The organism is Paenibacillus sp. RC84 (genome assembly GCF_041260495.1).
Lineage (GTDB): Bacteria > Bacillota > Bacilli > Paenibacillales > NBRC-103111 > Paenibacillus_F.
The window spans coordinates 155,260-180,643 of sequence record NZ_JBGBYL010000001.1 but is presented as its reverse complement, the minus strand read 5'-3'; the positions used below and the strand labels follow the sequence as shown (position 1 = coordinate 180,643).

Below are 25,384 nucleotides of genomic sequence, written 5' to 3'. Positions count from 1 at the left end.
CTCCGCTCTGGTTTGCTTTAGATTTCTTAAGGTTCGTCGTGTTCCGGAAACGTTAGTTCGTCGTACAATTCGGAGACGGTTTCCCACTCTTCGTCATCTTCGATGGTTTCCAGCTCCAGTGTGCCTTCCGAATCCCGGGATACCCGGAACACGGACACTTCGCCTTCTTTCTTCATCTCTTCCGATTGCAGAACGGCGTAGTGGCGGTCTTCATGGAGAATCTCCGTCAAGATGCGAAAGACGGTGGATTCGTCCTGTTCGTCGAATAAAATAATATCATCTCCGAAAGAACTCCGCAACTCGTTCGTCTGTTTTACACTCATGCTTCTTCTTCCTCTTCGGCGATTAGTGTATTAAACGTTTCTTCAACGATATTCCATTCTTCCTCGTCCTCGATGGTGTAAAGCTTCAGATCGTCGCCGTTCTCGTCTTCCTCGTAACGAAATGCGTACACTTCGTCGGATTCCTCGTCGCCTTCAACCGGCACGACCATCATGTACTTTTTGTCGGAACCATCCACTTCGAATTTCATGACGACTTCGAATTCTTCTTCGTTGCCCTCATCATCGGGGATATAAATAATTTCCGCTTCCTCTTGCTGAAAATCCTCTTCTTTAGCCATGGTTCCATCACCTCATCGTTTAGAGTCCATATATCCCTGCAGAATCAGCACAGCGGCGATCTTATCGACCACCTGCTTGCGCTTCTTCCGGCTAACGTCCGCCTCCAAAAGAGTGCGGGTCGCGGATACCGTAGTCAATCGTTCGTCCCACATACGGACGGGCAGGTTAAACGTCTCGGTCAACTGTGCGGCGAACTCCTGACAAAGCTCGCCGCGCGGCCCGATCGAGCCGTTCATATTTTTGGGGAGGCCGACCACGATCTCCGTTACTTCGTACTCCCCGATTAGCCGCCGCAGGTGGTCTAAATCGTGTTGCGGACTGGCTCTGCGTATAACCTCGATCCCTTGGGCGGTAAGCCCGAGAAGATCGCTTACGGCAACGCCGATTGTTTTGTCGCCATAGTCTAGGCCCATCGTTCTCATACGTGTGAACTCCTAAGCCGGACCCGTCTGCCGGGAATCGGCGCAGGCCCGTTTATTTATGCTCTTTGAGATAAGAGCGTACCAATTCTTCGATCAGTTCGTCGCGTTCCCGTTTGCGAATCAGGCTCCGGGCGTTATTGTGCCGGGGAATGTAAGCCGGATCCCCGGAAAGCAAGTAACCGACGATTTGATTGATCGGATTGTAGCCTTTCTCCTGCAGAGCGTCATAGACAGTTAATAGCACTTCTTTGGGGGATGTTTCGATCTCATCGGCTTTGACATTGAATTTCACCGTTTTGTCCATAAAATCCATGAAAGGCACCTCCAATGTTTGCTTTTTCAAACTCTATCGGTTGCAAATGCTGCTAATCCCGCTATTGTCATATATTCTCTGCGGGACGGAAAATTCCTGTTCCCGCAGGAAAATTTAAGAAATCTGTCCGGCCACAAGCGCATCGACGCCATCCAGCGCCTCCTGGAGCTTGGACGGGTCCTTGCCTCCGGCCTGGGCCATATCGGGGCGTCCGCCGCCGCCGCCGCCGCATTTCGCCGCGGTTTCTTTGATCAGCTTGCCGGCATGAAGCCCTTTGGCGATCAGATCCGGCGTAACGGCGGCAACCAGGTTGACTTTGTCGCCTGCGACGGCGCCGAGCACGATCACGGCCGAGCCCAGCTTCGCTTTCATTTCATCCACGATGCCCCGCAGGGAATCCATATCGGATGCGCTCACCTGGGCGGCCAGGACCGGTACGCCCGCCACTTCTTTCAAGCGGCCTTCCAGCGCGCCCGCTTCAATGCGGCCCAGTTTGGCCCGTAGCGATTCGTTCTCGCGCGCCAGCTCTTTCATCTGCTGGAGCGTAGAGTCCAGACGCTTCGGCACGTCCGCGGTGTTCGCCTTGAGAACGCCGGCCGCATCCCTCAGCAGCTGCAGCTGGCCGTCCACGTACTCGTAAGCCTGACGGCTTGTCACCGCTTCGATGCGGCGGATACCGGAACCGATTCCGGATTCGCTGACAATCTTGAACAAGCCGATTTCGCCCGTGCTCAGTACGTGGCAGCCTCCGCAAAGCTCGAGGCTGTAATCGCCGACGCGGACGACGCGGACGATATCGCCGTATTTCTCGCCGAACAGCGCCATGGCACCCATCGCTTTCGCTTCGTCGATGCCGCGAAGGGAGATGTCCACCGGCGTGTTCGCCCAGATTTGAGCGTTCACGCGGCGTTCGACATCCTGCAGTTCTTCCGGCGTGATGCCGCCGAAGTGGGAGAAGTCGAACCGCAGGCGGTCCGGCTCAACGAGGGAGCCCGCTTGGTTAACGTGCGTGCCGAGCACTTCCTTCAGCGCTTTATGCAGCAGGTGAGTGGCCGTGTGGTTCTTCACGGTATCTCCGCGAAGCTCGCCGGAGACTTGAGCCGTAACCGAATCGCCCGTGCGCAGGATGCCCTGCTCGACGGTCACGCTGTGAACGTGCTGGCCGTGAGGCGCTTTGCCGACTTCGAGTACGGCCGCGCGTACGCCGTCGCCCGTGATGACGCCTCGGTCGGCTACCTGTCCGCCGCTTTCGGCGTAGAACGGCGTCCGGTCGAGTATGATCTGGCACGTTTCGCCGGTTCCCGCCGCATCCACAAACTCGTTGTCGTGCACGATCGCCAGCACTTTGGCTGGAACTACCAATTCAGTGTATCCAACAAATTCACTTTTATCCGTAAACTCGGAGAGCGCTCCGCCCTGCACTTTCATGCTGCCGGATTTGCTCCGGTTGCTGCGCGCACGCTCGCGCTGTTCTTCCATCGCCGTTTCGAATCCTTCGCGGTCGACGGCCAGACCCTGCTCGTTCGCGAAATCCTCCGTCAAGTCGACCGGGAATCCGTACGTGTCGTACAGCTTGAACGCATCCGGCCCGCTGATGGCGCGCCCGCCCGCCGCACGGGTGCTCTCGACCATGCCGGCAAGAATGGCAAGACCGTCGGACAGCGTTTCGTGAAAACGTTCTTCCTCGATGCGGATGATTTTCTCGATGAACTCGCGTTTCTCCACAACTTCATTGTAGTAAACGCCCATGATTTCGCCTACGACCGGAACGAGCTGATACAGGAACGGTTTATCCATGCCGAGTACTTTGCCATAGCGGACGGCGCGGCGCAGAAGTCTGCGGATAACGTAGCCGCGGCCTTCGTTCGTAGGCAGTACGCCGTCTCCCACCGCAAAAGCGACGGTACGGACGTGGTCGGCAATGACCTTCAAAGCCACGTCAAACTCTTCGTTCTCCTTGTACTTCACGCCCGCGATGCGGCAGGTCGCTTCAATGATCGGCTGGAACAAATCCGTGTCGAAGTTGGAGTCCACATCCTGCAAAATCGAAGCGAAACGCTCCAGACCCGCGCCCGTATCAATATTCTTGTTGGGCAGCGGCGTGTAGCTGCCGTCTTTGTTGTGGTTGAACTGGGAAAATACGAGGTTCCACACTTCCAGGAAACGCTCGTTCTCTCCACCGGGCCAGCATTCCGGATCGTTCAGATCGCCGTATTTGTCTCCGCGGTCGTAGAAGATTTCCGTACAAGGTCCGCACGGGCCTTCCCCGATATCCCAGAAGTTTTCGTCGAGCTTGTAAATACGCGCTTCCGGCAGACCGATCTTTTTATTCCAAAACTCAAAAGCTTCCGTATCCTCGGGATAAACGGTGACCGACAAACGCTCCGGATCGAAGCCGATCCATTTCGGGTCCGTCAGAAATTCCCAGGCCCAGGTGATGGCTTCTTCTTTGAAGTAGTCGCCGATGGAGAAGTTTCCGAGCATCTCGAAAAATGTATGGTGACGGCGGGTTTTGCCGACATTTTCAATGTCGTTTGTACGGATGCATTTCTGCGCGTTTACGATTCTCGGATTCTCGGGAACGACACGGCCGTCAAAATAAGGTTTGAGCGGCGCCATCCCGGCGTTGATCCATAAAAGAGAAGGGTCGTTGTGAGGCACGAGCGAGGAGCTCGGCTCGATTTTGTGTCCTTTGCTGGCGAAGAATTCCAGCCACTTGGAACGAATTTCACTAGCTTTCATTGCGTTTCGAGCCTCCGTTTGTTGAAAGTTTTGGTTTAGTTGGCTTGGACTGCTGCTCCTTCGGCCCTCTCTACAGGAAACAAAAAACGCCCCTGTTATCAACAGGGACGAAAAATTCGCGGTACCACCCTGGTTATCGGATGACGTGCAGGCAGGCGCCTTGCCGTTTCATCCAATCTCCTCGTTGCGGACGATAACGGATCCGCTTGCCGTTGGGCTTGTGTAACTTGTCACCCACACTCCGAAATGAGCGTTCGGCCATCCTTCATGAAAGGTTCTCGCAGCCTTCTTCTATAGAAGAAGGAACCTTCTCTCTGCCAATGGGCTATGGCGTACTGGATTTCTTCAGCGCTTTGCATATCGAGTTTGACTCAGTTACCGAAAATTATAGTTCATATCTGGAAACGATGTCAACCTGAAGGATGCGGATTAAAGAAGCCCCGCCGATGGCACGTCCCCTCTTTGGAAATTGGCGGAAAAGAAGCACAACCGCTTCAAACGGATCGGTCAGGCTCCGTGAAGAACGGAAAGTTTCTTCATTTCAAAAAATCTTCTGCAGCTGCTTAAAACTTGCCGGATCCAGCTTCCGAATGCTGGCCACTTCCAGTCTGCGGTCTCCGGTATCCACCAAGAGAAGACGATCCTCTCCTTGCCTGAACACGTGCTCATGCAGGTTGGGAAGCTGCAGCCGCTCCGGGCCGAACTGGGTAACGATGTCCCACTGCCATCCGGACGTCTTCTGCCTGATGCTGCGGATAGCTTCGACGCGGGGAAGCAAGTATCTCAAATGCAGCTCCTTCTCCAGTTCCCGGCGGGAGGCATCGTCCAGCTGCCCCAAATCGGCGATGATACCGATCTCCTCTCCCTCTTTGGTGCGGATGGAGATGTACCGGTCCGGCTCGGAAAAGGGAAACGTCCGGAACACCAGAACTTCCTCATGATCCCTTCCATCGCAGGACAACAAAAGCAGGCCGCCTTCCGTGCGTTGAAACCGGCATTTATCTGCTTCGAGCAGTAAGATATCGAAGGGGTCCCCGCCTTCGGGGAAACCGCCGGATTCATACGGGTTCGGCACTGGTATCACGCTCCCTGATCAACGCTGTTTCGGTCTGGGCCTTCACGAGCTTCCAATAGATGCCTTCCTGTTCCATCAGCTGCTCGTGAGTCCCGGTTTCGGCTATGCGCCCTTTGTCGATCACTGCGAGACGGTCCGCGCTGCGCAGAGTCGACAGGCGGTGGGCGATCGCGAAGGTCGTCCGTCCCCGGACAAGCCGGGAAACGGCTTCCTGGATAAGACGCTCCGTCTCCGTGTCCACGGAAGCGGTCGCCTCGTCCAGGATAAGAATACGGGGATCGTGCAGGATGGCGCGCGCAATGGCAATCCGCTGTTTCTCCCCGCCGGACAGACGGTGACCGCGTTCGCCGACCCGCGTATCATAGCCGTCGCTCATCGCGACGATAAAATCGTGGGCGTTGGCGATCTTTGCGGCCCGCATAATTTCCAGAGGCGACGCTTCCGGCTTCGCGTAAGCGATGTTTTCGGCAATCGTCCCGTCGAAAAGGAACGTTTCCTGAAGCACAACCCCGATCTGGGCCCGCAGGCTTTCTTGGCTCAGCTTCTTCAGCGGAATCCCATCTATTAAAATCCGCCCCCGGTCCGGATCGTAAAACCGGCAGATCAGATGAATCAGCGTAGATTTACCCGCTCCCGAATGTCCGACAAATCCGATCATTTCACCGGGCTTCACTTCCAGAGAAATGTCTTTCAGGACAGGCTTATGCTTCTCATAACCGTATGTAACCCGGTCCAGCGAAACGGTGCCTTCCAGCCGGCCGGGAGTTACCGCATCTGCCGTATCGGCAACTTCACGTGGCGTATCCATAATTTCAAAAACGCGTTCGGCTGCAGACACGGCCCGGTTCGTCCAGCTGATCGCCTGCGTAAACCACTGCAAAGGACCGAAAAACATCGTGAGGTAAACCGTAAAGGCCATCAGAGTGCCCAAGGTCAAGCCGCCGTCCAGCACCTGCAAGCCGCCGTAATACCACACGATGATCCCGCCTGCGCCCGTAACGAGCATAAACAGCGGGGTTGCAGCCTGCCACAGCCCTTCCATCCGCACGGTTTGCGTCATCATTTCCCGGTTGGCTTCCCCGTACCGGGCCTGCTCGCTTTTTTCCCGGCCGAATGCCTTGACGACACGGATGCCCTGAAGGGAGTCGCCTACCAGCGTCTGAAGCGCGTTTAGCGCTCTCCACTGCTTGTACCAAAGCTGGCGGACCCTCGGCCACAAAATCCAGACTCCCGCAAGCAGCAGCGGAGTCGGCAGAAGCACAACCAGGGTGAGCTTCCAACTGAGGGCGAGCATCATCGACAAAATAGCCGCGACCGTGAGTACCTGGCTCGCCACCCAGATCACGCCTTCCGTGAGAAACTGTCTCATGGAATCCGTGTCCTGATTGAGCCGGCCGATAAACTGTGACGTCTGGCGGCGGTCGTAGAAGCTGAGCGACTGCTCGGTCAGCGCCTCGAACGTTTCACGGCGGATATCGTTCATCATGGCCGCTCCGACCTTGACCCCGATAAACCCCCGGGCGATCTGCAGCGAGGACAGCACCAATCGGGCGCCCAGCAGCGCCGCCACCCAAACCAGCAGCGTCTCGGCCATCCCTCCCGGATGCAGCACATCGTCGACGATAATCTTGGTCACAAGCGGAGGCGCCAGCTCCAGCAAAACCGCGATGATCAAAAACAGCGCAGCCAGGACCATCCGGCCGCGGTACGGGCGCGTATACGCAAGCAACCGGGTCAGCACCCGCCGGCGTCCGGGACTGCTCCGCTCCGTTTTTTCTCCGGCCGTGCAGTCGTGGTCCTGCCCGGGTGCCGCCTCTCCGCACAGGGCGCACAGGCCGGCATTGTCTTCGCCTGCTCCGCCAGTGGGGTCAAAGCCGCCGGTTTCCAGCAGCAGATTGGCCGTATGAACCGCCGCTTCGAGCCCTTTGGCGCAGGCGCCCGTGTAGCGGACGAGCACGACCGGGCCCGCGTCCGTATCCGCGATGAGGCATCCTCCGCCCTGCGGAGCATCCTGGGTCCGCAGGCTCCGGACCGCTTCCGGCGCGAATCTGCGCAGGCAGGCGCCTCCGGAAGCGTAGACGCCGATTTGTCCGGCGCCTACAACCAGCCAGCGGTCATCCGGCCGGCCGCTCTCGTCCATGTCTGCCCGGGCGGATGCCGCAGGCTTTGCCCCCAGGCTGCGGAGAAGTTCGGGCGGCAGTTCTTCCGCTGTCGCGGGCGGCTCCTTGAGTGCCATGGGCAACCTCCTTTTGCCGCTCTTCAATGGCGGCAGAATCGTTAGTCTGATCGTAACGCACGCCTCTTGCAAGCGCAAGAGAACGGCACAGATCCGATTGGCGACTCTGCACGGACGCGCCTTTAATCAGCAGACTTCGGGCTCCTTTCTCCGTACGGCATCTTTCTCCGCCCTCTATCCGAATCTACACCGTACGCCGGTGAATGTAATAAAGAAACAGATGCTGGAGCACCACCTTAAGCACGGCAAAAAAGGGAACAGCCAAAATCAGGCCCGGTATCCCCGCCACTTCTCCGCCGACGAGCAGCGCAAAAATAATGAGCAGCGGATGCATATGTAAGGTCCGTCCCACAACCTGAGGAGATATTACGTTTCCCTCCAAAATTTGCACAATCGTATTGACTACGATAACAAGCAGGAGCATTTTTACGGAAACCGTCGCCGCCATAATAACAGCCGGAGCCGCCCCGAAGAACGGGCCCAGATAAGGAATAATGTTAAAAACCGCAACGAGCCCTGCCAGCAGCAGCGCATACGGCATCCCGATGGCCCAGTAACCGATATAAGCCAGCACCCCGACGATAACGCAAACGAGGAACTGCCCCCGGATATAGTTGCCCAGCGCCGTGTCGATATCGACCAGCACCTTGACCACCTGCCTGCGCCGCGATTTCGGAACAATGGCCAGCACGGTTTTCTCGATCAATTGAAAATCCTTGAGCATATAAAAAGCGAGAAAAGGAACGATGAAAGCGGTCAGAAGCATATTGATGGTGCCTCCGATGCCATGAATCGTGTCCGAAATTTTGAGAGACAGATTTTTTTGGAGTTTAAAAATCGCATCGTGGATACCCGACCGGACCGTATCCGGAAGGAGCTGGCTGTTTTTCATGCCGTCCACAAGCGATTGGGCCCTGATCGTCATTTCAGGCATATGCTCGTTCAGTTCCCCAAGCTGCTTGACGAACATCGGAGTCACATTCATAAAAATGACCGTAAGCGAGGTCAGAAACACGGCATAAATGAGCAGAACGGCAAACGTCCGGGGAACTTTGCGCGTACTCAGCAGATTGACGACAGGGTTGAGCACATAGGAAATAATCATCGCCATCAGAAAAGGGGTCAGCACCGCTTTCAAGAAATGAAAGACACTCCCCAGAATCGGTCTTATCTGCAGCAGGAAGAACAGGACCAGTAGTCCGAGAAGCGTATAAATCAGGCCGGCAAACCAGCCGTTTTTAAAAATCGAATTCATGGCGTTCCCTCCTGTTGACGCTGACAGACTTCGGCGAATGAATGTCCCTCTCCATTTCTTCAGTATATGTACTACCTTGGCAATTAATCCAAGCTCCTTCGGCACCGGAAGGTTCTCTTGTATCGGCCCAAACCAAAAAGCACCGCTCCTGCAGGGCCGAAGCGGTTAAGCTTGTCCCTGCAGAGGCAGTGCCTTTTATTTATTTCTCTTATTTCGGCTAATCAAGTTGTAAACCCTTATTGGGCATGAATTTGCGGCATTTCTTCTTCAAAAAACAGATCGTCGAGCGAACTCAGCGTACCGTCTTCCTCCACTTGATAAACGGACATTTTCTCCCCGTTCACAGCGAGTTCAATGAAGCAGCCCCAACAATAGAATTGATGGGATCCGATTTTACCGATATCCTTGGAACTGCAATTTGGACAGCGCATCATGTGCAATTTTCACCCTATTCTTCTTTAGATACGAAGATTTCCTCCGCCTCAAGCCGGGAGTTAAGCGGAACAATCACCGCATCCTCACCAATCGTTAGCGATACCGGCATTGGGAGCCACTTGCGACCTTCCATTAAATCGGATACGAAACCTTCGGACAGTTCAAAACCTATTATCTTTGTACCCAATTGTTCAAGCAAATAAACGTCCTCGATCGTTCCCAATTGCTGACCGTTTGCCGTAATTACGGGGAGTTCTTTGAGCTTGTGCTTGCCGCCGTTCAGCGGGATCAGCCCCAGGCTCTCCGCTTCCGCATAACTTCGTACGGATTTCATGTCGGCAATCGTGACCGCATCTTGTCCGCAGGCCGTAATTTCACCGGCAGGAATATACCGGCAAGAAGAATACCAATGCTGTGCGTCCAGCAAAACACCGAGAATCGTCCATTCACTGTCGAATAGAACGTCTCTCACCGTTCCTGCACGTTTGCCTGTGGACAAGCAGAATACAGGCAATCCGATAATGTCGCGGGCTTTACGCAAGGGGAATATTAAACCTCCTCGTGACAGCTTGCCGCCGCCAAAGGGCACGCCCTTCTCTTATCTACGAATCCGCTTCACAATGGTTGCGGTTTTACGGGCCGCCGTCTCAATTTGGTCTATAGAATTCCCAAAACCGAAGCTAAAACGGACAGCCGACTTGCATACAGATTCTGGAAGGTCCATGGCCCGCAGGACATGAGAAAGTTCAAGAGAGCCCGACGAACAGGCGGACCCGCTGGCAGCCGCGATACCTTCCAGATCGAGATTCATGAGCAGGGTTTCCGTATGACTACCCGGAAAGCTCACGTTAAAAATATGGGGAGCGGACACATCAGGATTGCCGTTGACCACAAAACCGTCAGGCCCTAGTTCCTCCAGGAAAATCCGCTCCATATGTTGGCGGTACTCGGAAGTTTGAATGTTGTATTCTTTGTAATTATTGTTATATATTTCCAACGCTTTTGTAAAACCGACCACTCCGGCCACATTTTCTGTGCCGGCTCTTTTTTTACGTTCCTGCGAGCCTCCCAATACTTGCGGAGCCAATTGAAGCTTACGGGAAGCAAAGAGAGCGCCGATGCCTTTGGGCCCGTTGATTTTATGAGCGGAGAAGCTCATGAGGTCTACGGGAAGCACGGACAGGTCGATCGGAAGCTTCCCCAGCGCCTGAACCGCATCCACATGAAAAGCGATGCCGCGGCTTCTGGCCAACTGTCCGATCTCTTCGATCGGCTGAATGGTGCCGACCTCGTTGTTCACGTACATTACGCTGATCAGAACGGTCTCGGGCCGGATGGCTTCCTCCAGGTCTTCCATTCGGATAAGACCGGTCATATCTACTGGCAGAAATGTAACGTCGCAGCCCATTCGCGCCAGACGTTCTGCCGGATGCAGCACCGCGTGGTGCTCGATCTGGGTTGTAATCACGTGAGCGCGTCTGCCCCCGAAGGTTTCGACGATCCCGTACAAAGCTGTATTGTTGCTCTCGGTTCCCCCGCTCGTAAACAGCAGATCGGCCGGTGAACAGCCGATTGCCGCCGAGAAAGCGCTCCTCGAACGGTCGAGCGCCGTCTTGGCGGCCCGGCCGTAGCTGTGGATGCTTGAAGGGTTGCCGAAATAGTCCGTATAGTAAGGCATCATGGCTTCCAGCACCTCCGGATGGAGAGGAGTTGTAGCGGCATGATCAAGATATATTCCCATAGTGGTCACCCTGCAATCAAATATAGAACATATAGCTGTCGCGTTTGCCTTCTTCTTGATAAGAAATCAAAGAAGCCAGAGTTGTGGAATCCAGAACCTCCGCGATGCTGTCCCGGATACGAATCCACAAATCCCGCTTGGCCGGATCGTCTTCTTCCGTAAAATCGACCGGTGAAATCGGCCCTTCCAGGACTCGGATCACTTCACCCGCGGTAATTTCTTCCGCGTTCTTCGAAAGGATATATCCGCCGTAGGCGCCGCGGATACTTTTAACAAGACCTGCGTTTCTCAGAGGAGCTACGAGCTGCTCCAGGTAATGTTCGGATAGTTGATGTTTCTCTGCGATACTTTTAAGCGAGGTCGGCCCTTCCCCGAATCTTGCGGCCAGTTCCATCATTATAGTGAGACCGTAACGGCCTTTTGTTGAAATTTTCAAATTAACACCTCTTCTACCCCTGCTTATGTGTAAGATTACTAGCTCTAGGGTAACCTATTTCTCTATGATTCATTCCATTTAGGCATGTTCTTTACTATGTTATCACAATTCCGATTAATTTGGTTACAAAACCATGACATCTTGATGAAATATTTTCACTTTGCGAAAAGCGCGTTATAATGGGTAGAACCCTGAGGTTCATACAGGTGTCACCAGCCACTTTTGGCAAGAAAGGATTAGAACCGGCCATGAGCAAACAGAGAGTCATTCTCGGTATGTCGGGCGGGGTGGACTCTTCCGTAGCGGCTCTGCAGCTGAAAGAGCAGGGCTATGACGTCATCGGCGTCTTTATGAAAAACTGGGACGATACCGACGAGTTCGGCCATTGTACCGCCGAGGAAGACGCGGAAGACGTACGGAGAGTCTGCGACCAGATCGACATCCCGTTTTATACGGTTAATTTTGAAAAAGAGTACTCCGAGAAGGTGTTCCAATACTTCCTGGATGAATACAAAAGCGGGCGCACCCCGAACCCGGACGTTATGTGCAACCGGGAAATCAAGTTCGGCGAGTTTCTGCAGAAAGGTCTTGATCTGGGCGCCGATTTTATCGCGACCGGCCACTATGCCCGCCTAGAGGAACGCGACGGCGAGTTCGTTCTGCTTCGCGGAAACGATTCGAACAAGGATCAGACTTACTTCCTGCACGCGCTGAACCAGTACCAGCTTTCGAAAGCCATGTTCCCTATCGGGCACATGCCGAAGCCTCAGGTCCGCGAAATCGCGGCGGCTGCAAGCCTTGCGACCGCCAAGAAGAAGGACAGTACGGGCGTCTGCTTTATCGGGGAACGGAACTTCAAAGAATTCCTGAGCCAATACCTGCCCGCCCAGCCGGGAGACATCCAGACGCTGGACGGTGAAGTGAAGGGCCGCCACGACGGCTTGATGTATTACACGCTCGGTCAGCGTCAGGGACTCGGAATCGGCGGATCGGGTACCGGCGAGCCTTGGTTCGTTGCGGACAAAGACCTTGAACGCAACATTTTGTACGTCGTTCAAGGGGACAAGCACCCGCGCCTTTACAGCAAAGGCCTGTCCGCCACGGACGTGAACTGGATCAGCACGCGGAGACCTCAGGGTGAGTTCGCCTGTACGGCTAAATTCCGTTACCGTCAGCCTGATCAGGGCGTTACGGTAACACTGGGCGAGGACGGGGCGGCCGAAGTGGTATTCCACGAGCCGCAGAAAGCGATCACGCCCGGCCAGTCCGTCGTTTTCTACGACGGCGAAATTTGCCTGGGCGGCGGAATCATCGATAAGGTGCACCGCTAAGATGGACCTTATCGGTCCGCCGGGCTCGCAAAAGCGGCCGCATGGCCGTGTACCCTGACGGAAGCATTCGCCCGTTGAGCAGCGGCGGCTCACGGAATGCAGACAGAACATGCCCTCCGGAATGTTGCCTGGGCGGCTCCGCTGCACCGCGGCCGCTCCGGCTTCAATCGGGCCCGGCTATCTGCTTGCGCGGCAGTTGCAGTCTAAACAGACTGCCTGCTCGGCAACGGCAGCAAAAAGAACGCGAATCCCTCCAAAAGGGATTCGCGTTCTTTTTGTAAGTACATGTATAGACCAAGCCTACTCACAATAGGTGCAGCATTGATTACCTGGGAAATAATTCACCCCGTTAGCTGTTCCGGCTCCAAAGCTGTGCTCACAGCCCTTTCTCGGGCGTAAGATCGGCAGGTTTGATGGTGGGGGATTCCTCATAAAAGATTTTCTTGACCTTTTCCCTCATCGGCTTCGAAACGAGCGTATACAGAAGGTCCCCTTCGATAAGCTCCGTATTCCCGTGAGGCGTTATAATTTTTCCTTTTCGGACGATGGCCGTAATGAGAACTTCTTCCGGAAGATTCAGGTCACTGATCAGCCTGTTGTTGACCGGACCGTTTTCCGTCACTTTAATTTCGATAATTTCCGCATTCGCTTTCCCGAGAGCCAGAAGCTCAAGGGTGTGGGCATCGTTCTTCGCCGACCCTTCGGTAAGACCGAGTTTTTTGGACAGGACGGAAATCGTTGAACCTTGAATCAGCGTCGATAGAAGCACGATGAAGAAAACGATGTTAAAAAACATGCGTCCGTGTTCCAGTCCCGCAAGCAGCGGATAGGTGGCGAGTACGATCGGAACGGCTCCCCTGAGACCGGCCCACGAGATCAGCAGCTTTTCCCGGTATTGAAATCCGGTGCCGAGCATGCTTCCGAATACCCCCACAGGTCTCGCAACGAACATCAGAATAAGGGCAAGAGCTACTCCCTGCCAGGCAATACTGATAAGATCGTCGGGGAACGCCAGCAGTCCGAGCAGCATAAACATCAGGATCTGCATCATCCAGGCAAACCCTTCATGAAACCTCGTGATCGAGAACCGGTAGGCAAAATCCGCGTTTCCGAGCCGCAGGGCCATCACATAGACCGCCAGCAGTCCGCTCCCGTGAAGCAGCGCCGTAGACCCGTATGTAAAGATGGCAAAGGCAAGCGCCAGAACGGGATACAGCCCGGAAGAATCCAAATCGATTTTGTTGAGGCTCCAGACGGCCAGACGGCCGATGACCAGTCCCAGCACAAGCCCCAAACCCATCTCCCATAAAAAACTGCCGATCAGAAGAAGGATGCTCGTGTCCGGCATTTGAATAAGCTCGATGAGGGAAACCGTCAGAAATACGGCCATCGGGTCGTTCGTGCCGGATTCCGCCTCCAGCGTCGAGGTCAGCCTTCTCTTTACGTTCTGATTGCCGAGAACGGCAAATACCGCCGCGGCGTCCGTAGACCCGACAATGGCACCAAGGAGAAGCCCTTCCTTAAGCGATACCTGCAAAATCCAGTAGGCGCTCAACCCTACGATAACCGTAGTCAGCAGTACGCCTACGGTAGCGAGCATCAGGGAAGGCCGGATCACTTCCTTCACGTGCGTCCACTTCGTGTGCATGCCGCCGTCGAACAGAATAACGATAAGCGCCATCAAACCGAACCACTGCGTCAGTTGGGCGTTGTCGAAATAAATAAAACGATTGAGCCCCATGCCCACCAGCATAAAAAAGACGAGAGCCGGAAGTCCGAAACGGGACGAAAATTTGGACATAAGCACGCCGGCGAACAGCAGGACGGCAATGAGAAAAATATATTTCTCCGTCATAATCGGTCTCCTTCAGCTACCTGCAGTTCCTGCCGGAAGCCGCAGGCTCTTCTAGAAGGGTCATCGGTTCCGGCGCTGCTGATTTATTTTCATCTTCTCTTCCATACCCTGTTCCGTGGCATTAAAAAACACCTCGCCCTCCAATTGTTCCGGCAAATACGCTTGTTTCACGTAATGACCCGGATAATTGTGGGGATACATGTAGCCTTTATGCCCTAATTGTTCCGCTCCCTTGTAGTGGGTATCCCTGAGATGCAGCGGAACCTCCGCCTTTCCGATGCTGTCCATGGCGGACATCGCACGTCCGATGGCAAGCGGGATGGAGTTGGATTTCGGACTCTCCACAGCGAACAGAATCGCCTGACAGACGATATATTTCGCCTCCGGCCAGCCGATCTTGTGGTAGGCCTCCATCGCCGAAACCGCCTGAACCATAGCCTGCGGATTCGCCAGGCCGATATCTTCGCTGCAGGCGACGGTCAGACGCCGGATAAACGTCATCGGGTCCATGCCGAGCTTCTCCACGGCGTATAGGAACCAGAAGAGAGCGGCGTCGGACGACCCCCGAACGCTCTTATGGAACGCGGAGAGGACGTCATACTGCGTCGACTCGTCCGCTTTGACGGTCGGCCGGCGGATGGATTCCTCTGCGATGTCCAGCGTGATGCGGACGACGCCGTCCGCATCCGCCGAGGTCGTCAGCGCGGCGATTTCCAGCGCATTGAGCGCACGGCGGATATCTCCGCCCGCCATGAACGCGATATGCGCAAGCGCCTCTTCTTCGGCTTCGATGTTCAGAAAGCCGAGTCCGCGCTCTTCATCGGAGAGGGCGCGCTCCATCGCGATGCGGGCATGCTTCTCGGTCAAGCCGTGAAGCTGAAACAGCGTGGAGCGGGAGAGCAGAGCCCCGTTCACGTAGTGGAACGGGTTCTCGGTGGTCGCTCCGATGAACACGATCGTGCCCTGCTCCACGGCGGGCAGCAGGGCGTCCTGACGGGCCGAGTTGAAACGGTGGACCTCGTCGAGGAACAGGATCGTCCGCCGGCCGTACAGCGCCTTGGCCGACTTGGCCTGCTCGATCACCTCGCGGACATCCTTGACCGAAGCGTCCACGGCGTTCAATCTTACGAAATCGCCGGACGTCTTCTCCGATATAATGTGCGCGAGCGTGGTTTTACCGCAGCCGGGAGGCCCGTACAGCACGATCGACGTGATCTGGTCGGCCTCGATCGCCCGGCGCAGCAGCTTGCCGGGACCCACGATATGTTCCTGGCCGATATATTCATCAAGAGTGCGGGGCCGCATCCGGTCCGCGAGAAGCTTTCCGCGGGAATCGTTCTCGGCAGCGGCACTGAATAAGTCCATTTCCATCTGCAATTCCGCCTTTCAACAGCATGTAGAGTATCTATCTATTATACTGTCGGCGCCTCATATTTGTCGAAGTACCCGGCCTAATGCGCCGTTCCCGCGGAGTGGATACGGACATGAGTGTCCACTTTGAATGTCAGCTTAGGGTATATTTTTTGCCAGTCTTCCCATTCCGATGCGTTATCCCAACGGCGGGACATATAATGCAGGCCGAAGCCGATCGGGTCCGTCTCATGTTTTTGGAGCCTCTTCAGGAATCGTTCCACCTGTCCGTTTATTTCCTTTGCCGTTGCGTCTTCGATAGTATCCAGAACAGACCGGGTCATGTTCTCATGGCTCTCGTTTTCTTCCAAAGTCGCTTTGATGTGAATTTCGTACGCGAGTACCGGCTCTTCTCCCGGCCGTGCGTTTATTTTATAAGATGCCCGCGAGCTTTCCAGATTCAGTTCGTACAAGTTTCCTTCCATTTTACCGCTCAGGTTCGTTTTTAAGTTTTTGGTCGTCAGCAGGTTATACAATTTCGTTTCATTGGGACTCAGCTCAATTCCGATCCGGTGTTTTTTCATGAGCGCCAGCTGATCGATTCTAAAATGATCTCCTTCGGCTTTGACGATCGGAAGAATGGGATCCATCCCTCTTTCCTCGAGCCGCCGCTGGTAATCGAATAAATACTCCGTTACGATGTAGGGCGATTCCGTTCCGCTTTTGGAAAGGCCGAGTATAAGGGCGTTGGAGGGAATACGCTCGGACTGGGGCTTGATTTTCTGGACGTCTAAGGCTGTTGGCTTGGCAATGGCCAGCAGCGTAATGAGCTGAATATCCCTGCGCCGCACCCCCCAGTTGATAATCTGATAAATATCATCGTGAGCCATATTTTCCCCGATCAGAAACACCTTCATATGACCGAAATCCAGCTCTTTGTCCACCTTGGACTTGGCTTTCCTTACCGCGTCCGCAACCGTCTCGGTTTCCTCGACTATAATGTCGAATTGCTCGGTCCCTTCTTTGGGATTCCCTTGGGGAATGGCCAGTTTCAGGCTGACCCGAAGGTTGTTTTTCTGATCATCCAACTTGTCTATCCCCATCGAGATCACAAAAATGCGTTTGTCGATGTCTTTGAAGTTGCAACCGCCGAGGAGCAGCGGGAACAGCAGAGCCGGAATAAACAGCAGCAGCTTGTACCTCACTTCTTCTTCTCCTTCCGATACATATAGAAAATCAGCAGCACGAAAATAAATTCAGCCACGAGCCTGATTTCAAGAAAGATCTCTCCGGATCTTATCAGCCCTTCCTGATTGAATTTGAGCATCCACATACTGGCTGTAGCGAAAACGACAACGATTCCTAATGGAAGATATTTAGACCCGCGCGCAGCGGCGGGAAACCGGATCAACCCCCTGGCCAGGTTCTGCGCCACATGCCAATGTACGATCGTGCTGATCAGAAAAAGGGAAATGTAAACCAGGTAAAAAACGAAAACGAGCCGTTCGACGAGGAACATATCGATCCGGATGGAATCCGCCAATGAAAACCACGGATACACGTACGTGGATACGCCCATGGAACCGTGCATTCCGATCGGCACGATCATCGTAAGCAGCAGAAGCAGCAGACCCGACAGCGAAATAAGCAGACAGCCTCTCATATAAAACTTTTCGAATACTCGGTTAAACACAACCAGATTGATATAACCGGTAAAAAGAAAAGTCGCCGCAGCCACCGCCTGAAACGAGGGCCACTGCAGACTGAATGTGAAGGTTTGCAGCACCGCGTCCCAGTCGAACATGGGTGACGTTATGGCCCGGATGATGAAGAACGCGACAATCGGACAATTCAGCACGAGCAAAATTTCGAGCCCGAACAAAATGGAAGCGGGATTGAGCGTACAGGCCCAGCACACCACAATCAAATAGCCGAGCATAACCAAAAAGGCGGGAACGTCCGGACTTATGTAACGGAGGGTGATATCCACAAAAGACAAAAGCGTAATGGCCCCGGCAAAAAACCAGAGCCCGATCATAAGCAGCTGGACGGACACGTTCAGCCACTTTGGCAGATACTGCTTCATCATTTCCGGAAACCCCTGCCGGGTGAAAGAAGCCAGCATGGTCGTGAACCATCGGATCAGCAGGTAGCTGATGACGACCGAGAGGAGAATCGAGGTCCACGCGCCGTCGAACCGGTGCTGCAGCAAAATTCTCGGCACATAAATGATAATGCTGATTAAAGCATTGATGGCGATCAAGTAGTACACATATCTATTGGTGACCATCCGTACCTCCGCTGCGCTGCTCGCGTATATGAAAGAGCCGCATGTAAGGGCGCCCGAAGCTGCGAAGATTGCATAAGTATAAAATACTGCCGATGACCCCGACGACTACGCCGAGCAATCCGAAAATAGCGGCCAGCAAGACGAACCAGTACTTCGCGAAACGGACCGAAAAGCTCATCATGTTGATCGGAATAACAAAGTTGGAGATGGCAACCGCGGCCACGAGAATAATCATGATGCTTCCGACCAGTCCCGCTTCCGTGGAAGCCGTCCCCAGAATCAGACCGCCGACCGTCGTCGCCGTAGGTCCGATGGCTTTCGGCAGCCGCAAGCTCGCTTCGATCAGAAATTCCATCATAACGAGCATAATCAAAACCTCGACAAAAGAAGGGTACGGCACGCTTGCCCGGCTTCCCGCGATAAGCAGCGTCAAGTTCATTTTCAAAATTTCGGGATTATAGGAAGTGAAGGCCACGTAAAGAGCAGGCAGGGTCAAGGTCATAAACAGGCCGACATAACGGAGAATGAGCAGAAAAAAACCGACGAACGGGAGCTGCACTTTATCGTCCATAGCCGTAAAAAAGTCAAAAAAGGTGGACGGCAGAATAAGCGCAAAGGGACTCGTATCGATCAGAATGATAATTTTGCCCTCGCTCAAGTTATCGATGACCCGGTCGGGCCGTTCCGTCGTCATCATCGTAGGCACCAGCCGGAAGCCTTGCGGACTCAGCGCTTTCTCCAGCTCGCCGGAAGATTGAATCTTGTCTACCTTCAGCTGCGAAAATTTATCTTTAACGTCGGTAAGGATACCCTTGTCGACTTTTCGGTCGTCGTAAACAAGCGAGACTGCGGTTTGGGACAAATAGCCCACCGTTGAATTTTCGATTTTCAGATTGGAAGATTTATAACGACGGCGGACCAAGTTCAGGTTCGTAAAAATGGATTCCGTAAAGGCGTCCTGAGGGCCCTGCACGATCGCTTCCACCGTGGCGTCCCCCACACTGCTCTTGACGTCCTGCAAGGCTTCCAGCAGGTATATTTTATCGTCTACGAACAGAGCCACTGACCCCGATAAAATTAAATCGAGTGCTCTGACCACATTCGTAAACTCTATGCCGCTGGGCAGGGACGAAATATACTGCACATAGAGGTCCACCGAACGGATTTCAAAAAACGGGGCGATAAAAAATCTCCGAATCATTTTCGAATCGCACAAGCTTTTCATGTAAATCAGCCGCATCGTCCTGCCATCCGAAGTAAGCTCGCAATTTTCCAGGTCGGCGGAAAGCGCCAGCTTCTCAGCCAGCCATTGTTCGATCTGCTCCGTCGTCGCATTCGTGCCGGTCATCCGTTATTCCCCTCCCTTCCTCTCTTATCCGAACGGTTCTTTGGTTTACGTTGCCCAGCTTACTTCCATGTCATTCCAAGGCTTCGTATTTGCAGCCTGCCGAACAAGCATAACCGAACACTCGGGGCGGACCGTATTTTCGGCCGTTTGTCTTGTTACACGCAAAAAAACGAGTGTCCCCCTACGTCTACCTTGCGGCAGAACGCAAAAAAGCCCTCATCCCGCCGGGAAAGCGGAATGAAGGCTAACGCTTCAAAAACATTCGAACGTGTTCAACAGGTTTATTTAGGAGAAGAGAAGCTGACGGAGAAGCCCTCAGTCTTCTTCCAGCGCCAGAATTCCCTTGGCCTTGCTGACGGATAACCGCAGCTTCTCCCCTTTGTCCGTCACGGTAAACAGGTAGCGGTCGCTCTCCTCCCGCTCGAACAGACCGGAGCCCGCTTTGTAATACCGGGCCACAATTCCCTCCGCCTCTTCGCGGGTGAACGGCTCCGTAAGCTTCTCTTCCTCGCGGCCGCCGATGACCCAGTTCCCGTTTCGTTTGAGCAGCGTATACGTCAGAAAGGCCGAATCCGTGTAGGCCCCTTCCGGCCTCTTGCCCCGGACTTTGACCCTGTCGTCCGTCACGCTGACGATTTTAAACGAAGGCACGGGCATCGATACAGCCGGAAAAATGGCCACGGCTTCGTAGATTCCGCCCAGATGGCGCTCATAGAAAGTTTTCCAGCTTCCCGGGTCCGCATAATAACGGCTCAGGGCCGGCTGGATCGCTTCAAATGGCGGCTTCGTACGGGAAGCCAGTTCATGGTCGAAGAGGCTCAGAAACAGCTCCGCCGTCTTCTGCTCGCTAAACCTGATCAGGCTTGCCGCCTTGTCCGCCGTCAGGGGCTGCGCCGCTTTAGCCGCGCGCTCCCCGGCCGTCGCCTCCAGGAGTGCCAGCGCCCGCGAAACAAGCGCAGCCGCATCGCCGCGGGTCATGACGCGCTTCGGTTCGTAGCTCGCGCCCGAATCGCTGCGCAGCCCCAGCGCCATGATGTTGTGCACGGACGCCTGTGCCCACGCATCGGCATCGCCCGCGCTCGGGCCGGGTGCAGCCGCCGGGGCATCGACGCCCCGGGCCTCCAGCCAGCGCCACACCATCGCGGCGGCGGCCTGGCGGGTTACCGGCTGCGCGGGCATGAACTTGACGGCCGTTACGCCGTCAACGAGGCCTGCCGCATAGGCAGCCGAAATATACGGCGTCGACCACGCGGACACGAGGTCGACGAAGGGGGTCGGCCCTTCGGACGTTCCGAGTCCGAAGGCGGATGCGAGCAGCTTGGCAAACTGCTCGCGGGTCAGCGCTCCGTCCGGATCGAACCGGCCGGATGCCGTTCCTTCGATGAGGCCCCGCGCAGCCAGATCCGCAATCGCGTCCGCGTTGCGGTTATCCGGGGCCACATCGGCGAAGAGGCGGCCTGCGGCCGGGCCGGCTTCCGCCCCCGCTGCCTGTCCCTCCCGCGGCGCTTCAGCCCGGCTCCCGCCGGCCCGTTCCGCCTCCCGGTGCTCCGCCGCGAAGGCCTGTCCGGCTATCGAAGTAAGCACGGCAGCCGCGGATAAAGTGAGGAGAACCTTTTTCCAAGCCATACCTTTCCTGCCTCTCTAGGTGCTATTGTGACTTCGCAAGGGTAGTTAAACGTCAATACCGGCGTTGTGCAGCAGGTCTTTGACGCATACACTGACCATGATCAGACCCGCAACGGGCGGCACAAAAGCGTTGCTCGCCGGAGGCTGCTGCGCTTTGCGGATTTCCGGCGCGTTCTCCGGAACGATACGCTGAGTGACATCTTCGCGCGGTTTCTTCGGCTCTTCCGTCGAGAAAACCACTTTCACGCCTTTTTTGATGCCTTCCTTGCGGAGTTTCGTCCGGACGACCCGGGCAATGGGGTCCATCGTCGTTTTGGAAATGTCCGCGACCTGGAACTTCGTCGGGTCCATTTTATTCGCCGCGCCCATGCTGGAGATCATCGGGATTTTACGGTCCAGGCACTGCTTGATGAGATGAATCTTATAGGAGATGGTATCCGAAGCGTCCAGAACATAGTCCGGCTTGTAGTCAAACAGCTGCTCGTACGTTTCCTCCGTATAGAACATCCGCAGCGCAATGGCGTCGCATTCGGGATTGATGAGCTTGATCCGCTCCTGCATAAGCTCGGCTTTAGGTTGTCCTACCGTCGTCGTAAGGGCATGGATCTGACGGTTCACATTCGTAATATCCACCACATCTTTATCGATCAGTATAATTCGTCCGACTCCGGTCCGGGCCAGGGCTTCGGCCGCTATGGAACCGACTCCGCCGATACCGAGAACGGCTACTGTGCTGCCTTTCATAACCTCAAGGCCTTCGGGTCCAATGGCAAGTTCCGTCCGGGAGAATTGATGAAGCATTCGGAATTTCCTCCTCTGTCAGCTAACAATATGATAGGTTTACGCTAAGTTTGACCTGATTCGGTAGCTAATGTCAAGTCGTGCGCTTGGTTTTACCTCTGCGACCCGAAAAAAAGGGACCCGAAGGTCCCTCCCTGTTTCGTCTATTTTACCCTGCGGCCTGTAAAATTTACACGGCCGGAGAGCGTGGCGGCTGCCGAACTTAAGCTTTGGCTGCCGGTTGTTTCAACGCGATGCGGATGGAAAGCTGTTCAAGCTGCTTCTCGTCGACTTCGCTCGGCGCATCGGTAAGCGGATCGGATGCGCTTGCCGTTTTCGGGAAGGCGATCGTTTCACGCAGGTTCGTGCGTCCCGCAAGCAGCATCACCAGACGGTCGAAGCCGTATGCCATTCCGCCGTGCGGAGGCGTGCCGTATTCGAAAGCTTCCAGCAGGAAGCCGAATTTTTCTTTGGCTTTTTCAGGCGTGAATCCGAGCGCTGCGAACATTTTTTCCTGCACCTCGCGCTGGTAAATCCGCATGGAACCGCCGCCTACTTCGTAGCCGTTGAGCACGATATCGTAGGCCTGGGCGCGCATTTGGCCCGGGTCCGTTTCGAAGAGATGCAGATCTTCGTCCTTCGGACGGGTGAACGGGTGATGCATGGCGACATAACGCTTCTCGTCTTCGTCGTACTCGAACATCGGGAAGTCGACGACCCACAGGAATTTGTAGGCTTTGTCGTCGATCAGACCCAGATCGCGGCCGACTTTCAGGCGAAGGTTGCCCAATACGTCGTATACGACTTTCGGTTTGTCGGCGGAGAAGACGAGCAGGTCTCCCTCTTCCACGTTCAGACGCTCGGTCAGCGCGGCGATCTCTTCTTCCTTGAAGAATTTGACGATCGGCCCTTTCCACTCGCCTTCCTTCACGGTGATCCAGGCGAGACCTTTGCCGCCGTAGCGGGATGCGAACGGCTGAAGATCGTCAAGTTCTTTGCGGCTCCACGTCGCGCCGCAGCCCTTGGCGTTCAAGGCTTTAACGATGCCGCCGTTTTTGGCGACCATGTTAAATACTTTTACGTCGCTGTCCGCCACGATATCGGTCACCGTGGACAGCTCCAGACCGAAGCGCAGGTCCGGCTTGTCGGAGCCGTATTTATCCATCGCTTCCGCGTACGTCAGACGCTGGAACGGTGTCGGAATCTCCGCTCCGACCGTTTCGCGGAACAGACGCACGATCAGTTGCTCCATCATGTCCAGAAGCTGATCCTGGGACAGGAAGGACGTCTCGATGTCCACCTGCGTGAACTCCGGCTGACGGTCGGCCCGCAGATCCTCGTCGCGGAAACAGCGCGCGATCTGGTAGTACCGCTCCAGTCCGCTCACCATGAGCAGCTGCTTGTACAGCTGCGGAGATTGCGGGAGCGCGAAGAACTCGCCCGGGTGCACACGGCTCGGCACGAGATAGTCGCGCGCGCCTTCCGGCGTGCTGCCCGTAAGAATCGGCGTCTCGATATCGAGGAACCCGTTCTCGTCGAGGAAGTTGCGGAAAATCCGGGCCGCTTTGGCACGCAGCATCAGAGTCTGCTGCATTTCCGGACGGCGAAGATCCAGGTAGCGGTGCTTCAGGCGCAGCGTCTCGTCGATTTCGATGCCGTCTTCGATGAAGAACGGGGGATTTTTAGCGGCGTTCATAATTTCGATTTCCGTGATCCGGACTTCGATTTCACCGGTCTGCAGGTTGGTGTTTACCGTTTCGGCGTCCCGTTCGACGACGGTCCCTTTTACGGCCAGTACGTATTCGTTACGGGCGCGGTCGCCGATCGCCAGCGCTTCTCCCGAGAAATCCGGGTTGAAGACGATCTGCACAAGACCGCTGCGGTCTCGCAGGTCGATGAACAAGACGCCTCCCAGGTCGCGACGGCGCTGTACCCAACCGTTCAGAATAACCGTTTCTCCGATGTTCGCTTTCGTTAATTGCCCGCAATGATGTGTTTTGAGCATCATAATGACTGAACCCCTCCATTTTCGTTTCCGGATCTTGTCCGTTTCAAAATCGCTTCCGCAAAATCCTCCAGCTTGATCGTTTCCTGCTCGCCGGTGGCCATCGTTTTGACCGTAATTTCACCGCGCTCCAGCTCGTCGTCCCCCAGAATGGCGACAAAACGCGCCGCAGAGCGGTCAGCCGATTTCATCTGCGTTTTCATTTTGCGACCCTGGTAATCCTTCTCCGCCAGAATGCCGTGCGCACGCAGCTCGTAGAGCCGCTTCACGATCTCGTCCTCGGCCGCCTGACCGAGTCCGATCAGGTACACGTCCAGCCCGGGAGGCTGAGGAAGCTGCACGCCCTGGGATTCCAGGACGAGCAGAACGCGCTCGAGGCCGAGGCCGAAGCCGACGCCGGGCTGATCTTGACCGCCGATCTCGGAGACGAGGCCGTTATACCGGCCCCCGCCGCCGATCGTATCGATGGAGCCGATGCCCGCCGCTTTATATTCGAAAGCGGTATGCGTGTAATAATCGAGCCCGCGCACGAGGCGGGGATTGATCGTAAACGGAATCTCCATCGCGGTCAGATGGCGTTTCACCGCTTCGAAGTGCGTCCGGCACGCTTCGTCCAGATCGTCCAGCAGTTCGGGTGCCCCGTCGAAATACTTCTGGTCGACTTTGCAGTCCAGAATCCGCATCGGGTTGCGGTCGAACCGCGACTGGCAGTCCTTGCAGAGCTTTTCCTTAAAAGGCTCCAGGAACGCCTGCAGTCTCTGTTTGTAATTTCCCCGGATCTCGGGTGTTCCGACCGAGTTAATCTCGACGGACACGCCCGTCATCCCCAGTTCGCGGTAAAATGTGTAACCGAACGCGATGACTTCGGCATCCAGCGAAGGATCCTCCGAGCCGAACGCTTCGATCCCGAACTGGTGAAACTGCCGATAGCGTCCGGCCTGAGGCTGCTCATACCGGAACATGGGTCCGATGTAAAACAGCTTGCTGATATCCGGCTCGCCGTACAGTTTGTTTTCCACATACGCGCGTACGACGCCGGCCGTTCCTTCCGGACGGAGCGAAATGCTGCGGTTACCTTTGTCCTGGAACGTGTACATTTCTTTCTCCACGATATCCGTCGTCTCCCCGACACCCCTGGAGAACAGTTCGGTGTGTTCGAAAATCGGTGTACGGATTTCCCGGTAACGGAACCGGCTGCACAGGTCGCGGGCTTTGCTTTCCAGCGCCTGCCACTTTTCTACGGAACCCGGCATAATGTCCTGGGTGCCCTTCGGCTTTTGCATGCTCATGCGAGCTTCCTCCTTGCTTTCCTTGTCGACTTCCCCGTCGTCTTGACATCTACGGCTGGTTCTTTTTTGCCATTAAAAAAGTCCCCCATCCCTAAAACCGCAAAAACGGTCAAAGGGACGAGAGACGTCAGTAACTAACCATCACCCGTGGTGCCACCCACATTCCGAAAATCGGCGGCCTGCGGCGCGGAAAGTCCGGCCCGGCTGATTTTCGCTTCATACGGTTAACGCC

At 55.3% G+C, this 25,384-nt stretch carries 22 protein-coding genes; 1 reads left to right on the top strand and 21 read right to left on the bottom strand.

What is annotated here, in order from left to right; translation table 11 throughout:
* Window positions 1–26: 26 nt before the first annotated feature.
* The 12 genes from ABH899_RS00835 to cymR all read right to left on the bottom strand — a co-directional run bounded on the left by ABH899_RS00835 (window position 27) and on the right by cymR (window position 11,278).
* On the bottom strand, window positions 27–323 hold the full coding sequence (locus ABH899_RS00835; RefSeq protein WP_009676585.1) for a DUF1292 domain-containing protein: 297 nt from the start codon (window positions 321–323) through the stop codon (window positions 27–29).
* The gene (locus tag ABH899_RS00830; RefSeq protein WP_009676589.1) at window positions 320–622 is read right to left on the bottom strand and encodes a DUF1292 domain-containing protein; all 303 of its coding nucleotides are present in this window, start codon (window positions 620–622) and stop codon (window positions 320–322) included. The genes ABH899_RS00835 and ABH899_RS00830 overlap by 4 nt, the downstream gene beginning before the upstream one ends.
* Before the next feature lie 12 nt (window positions 623–634).
* Window positions 635–1,045: a Holliday junction resolvase RuvX gene (ruvX, locus tag ABH899_RS00825; protein WP_009676576.1), complete on the bottom strand. Its 411-nt coding sequence runs from the start codon at window positions 1,043–1,045 to the stop codon at window positions 635–637.
* Window positions 1,046–1,097: 52 nt separating this feature from the next.
* Window positions 1,098–1,358, bottom strand: coding sequence for an IreB family regulatory phosphoprotein (locus ABH899_RS00820; RefSeq protein WP_009676594.1), 261 nt, complete (start codon window positions 1,356–1,358; stop codon window positions 1,098–1,100).
* Window positions 1,359–1,472: 114 nt separating this feature from the next.
* Window positions 1,473–4,100, bottom strand: a complete 2,628-nt coding sequence (gene alaS / locus ABH899_RS00815; RefSeq protein ID WP_369993175.1) for an alanine--tRNA ligase — start codon at window positions 4,098–4,100, stop codon at window positions 1,473–1,475.
* 541 nt (window positions 4,101–4,641) lie between these two features.
* Window positions 4,642–5,175, bottom strand: coding sequence for a DUF1854 domain-containing protein (locus tag ABH899_RS00810; RefSeq protein WP_369993172.1), 534 nt, complete (start codon window positions 5,173–5,175; stop codon window positions 4,642–4,644).
* On the bottom strand, window positions 5,159–7,411 hold the full coding sequence (locus ABH899_RS00805) for an ABC transporter ATP-binding protein (RefSeq protein WP_369993170.1): 2,253 nt from the start codon (window positions 7,409–7,411) through the stop codon (window positions 5,159–5,161). Before ABH899_RS00805 ends, ABH899_RS00810 begins: the two co-directional genes overlap by 17 nt.
* Before the next feature lie 184 nt (window positions 7,412–7,595).
* Window positions 7,596–8,666, bottom strand: coding sequence for an AI-2E family transporter (locus ABH899_RS00800; RefSeq protein WP_369993168.1), 1,071 nt, complete (start codon window positions 8,664–8,666; stop codon window positions 7,596–7,598).
* A gap of 236 nt (window positions 8,667–8,902) precedes the next feature.
* Window positions 8,903–9,100, bottom strand: coding sequence for a hypothetical protein (locus tag ABH899_RS00795; protein WP_009676575.1), 198 nt, complete (start codon window positions 9,098–9,100; stop codon window positions 8,903–8,905).
* 14 nt (window positions 9,101–9,114) lie between these two features.
* Complete coding sequence (locus ABH899_RS00790; RefSeq protein WP_369993165.1) at window positions 9,115–9,642, bottom strand: PRC-barrel domain-containing protein; 528 nt, start codon at window positions 9,640–9,642, stop codon at window positions 9,115–9,117.
* A gap of 57 nt (window positions 9,643–9,699) precedes the next feature.
* Complete coding sequence (locus ABH899_RS00785; RefSeq protein ID WP_369993164.1) at window positions 9,700–10,842, bottom strand: cysteine desulfurase family protein; 1,143 nt, start codon at window positions 10,840–10,842, stop codon at window positions 9,700–9,702.
* A 16-nt stretch (window positions 10,843–10,858) separates the two neighbouring features.
* On the bottom strand, window positions 10,859–11,278 hold the full coding sequence (cymR, locus tag ABH899_RS00780) for a cysteine metabolism transcriptional regulator CymR (RefSeq protein ID WP_009676580.1): 420 nt from the start codon (window positions 11,276–11,278) through the stop codon (window positions 10,859–10,861).
* A 248-nt stretch (window positions 11,279–11,526) separates the two neighbouring features.
* On the opposite strand from cymR, the gene mnmA reads away from it, so the two are divergent.
* Window positions 11,527–12,609 carry a tRNA 2-thiouridine(34) synthase MnmA gene (gene mnmA / locus ABH899_RS00775; protein WP_369993160.1) on the top strand — a complete coding sequence of 361 codons (1,083 nt, stop codon included), beginning with the start codon at window positions 11,527–11,529 and terminating at the stop codon, window positions 12,607–12,609.
* Window positions 12,610–12,985: 376 nt separating this feature from the next.
* Here mnmA and ABH899_RS00770 read toward each other — a convergent pair whose 3' ends face one another.
* From ABH899_RS00770 to hisS, 9 genes are all read right to left on the bottom strand, one after another.
* A complete protein-coding gene (locus ABH899_RS00770) occupies window positions 12,986–14,464 on the bottom strand; it encodes a potassium/proton antiporter (protein WP_369993158.1) in 1,479 nt (492 codons plus the stop codon).
* A gap of 60 nt (window positions 14,465–14,524) precedes the next feature.
* Window positions 14,525–15,829 (bottom strand): replication-associated recombination protein A, encoded by a 1,305-nt coding sequence (locus ABH899_RS00765; protein ID WP_369994063.1) that lies wholly within the window; start codon window positions 15,827–15,829, stop codon window positions 14,525–14,527.
* An 86-nt stretch (window positions 15,830–15,915) separates the two neighbouring features.
* Window positions 15,916–17,019 carry a Ger(x)C family spore germination protein gene (locus ABH899_RS00760; RefSeq protein WP_369993156.1) on the bottom strand — a complete coding sequence of 368 codons (1,104 nt, stop codon included), beginning with the start codon at window positions 17,017–17,019 and terminating at the stop codon, window positions 15,916–15,918.
* Window positions 17,016–18,104 carry a GerAB/ArcD/ProY family transporter gene (locus tag ABH899_RS00755; RefSeq protein WP_369993153.1) on the bottom strand — a complete coding sequence of 363 codons (1,089 nt, stop codon included), beginning with the start codon at window positions 18,102–18,104 and terminating at the stop codon, window positions 17,016–17,018. Before ABH899_RS00755 ends, ABH899_RS00760 begins: the two co-directional genes overlap by 4 nt.
* Window positions 18,091–19,452 (bottom strand): spore germination protein, encoded by a 1,362-nt coding sequence (locus tag ABH899_RS00750; RefSeq protein ID WP_369993152.1) that lies wholly within the window; start codon window positions 19,450–19,452, stop codon window positions 18,091–18,093. The genes ABH899_RS00755 and ABH899_RS00750 overlap by 14 nt, the downstream gene beginning before the upstream one ends.
* A 315-nt stretch (window positions 19,453–19,767) precedes the next feature.
* On the bottom strand, window positions 19,768–21,078 hold the full coding sequence (locus ABH899_RS00745) for an S-layer homology domain-containing protein (RefSeq protein WP_369993150.1): 1,311 nt from the start codon (window positions 21,076–21,078) through the stop codon (window positions 19,768–19,770).
* 45 nt (window positions 21,079–21,123) lie between these two features.
* Window positions 21,124–21,879: a tRNA threonylcarbamoyladenosine dehydratase gene (locus tag ABH899_RS00740; protein WP_009674276.1), complete on the bottom strand. Its 756-nt coding sequence runs from the start codon at window positions 21,877–21,879 to the stop codon at window positions 21,124–21,126.
* 202 nt (window positions 21,880–22,081) lie between these two features.
* Complete coding sequence (aspS, locus tag ABH899_RS00735) at window positions 22,082–23,866, bottom strand: aspartate--tRNA ligase (RefSeq protein ID WP_009674288.1); 1,785 nt, start codon at window positions 23,864–23,866, stop codon at window positions 22,082–22,084.
* Window positions 23,863–25,152, bottom strand: a complete 1,290-nt coding sequence (gene hisS / locus ABH899_RS00730) for a histidine--tRNA ligase (RefSeq protein WP_369993147.1) — start codon at window positions 25,150–25,152, stop codon at window positions 23,863–23,865. Before hisS ends, aspS begins: the two co-directional genes overlap by 4 nt.
* Window positions 25,153–25,384 lie beyond the last annotated feature (232 nt).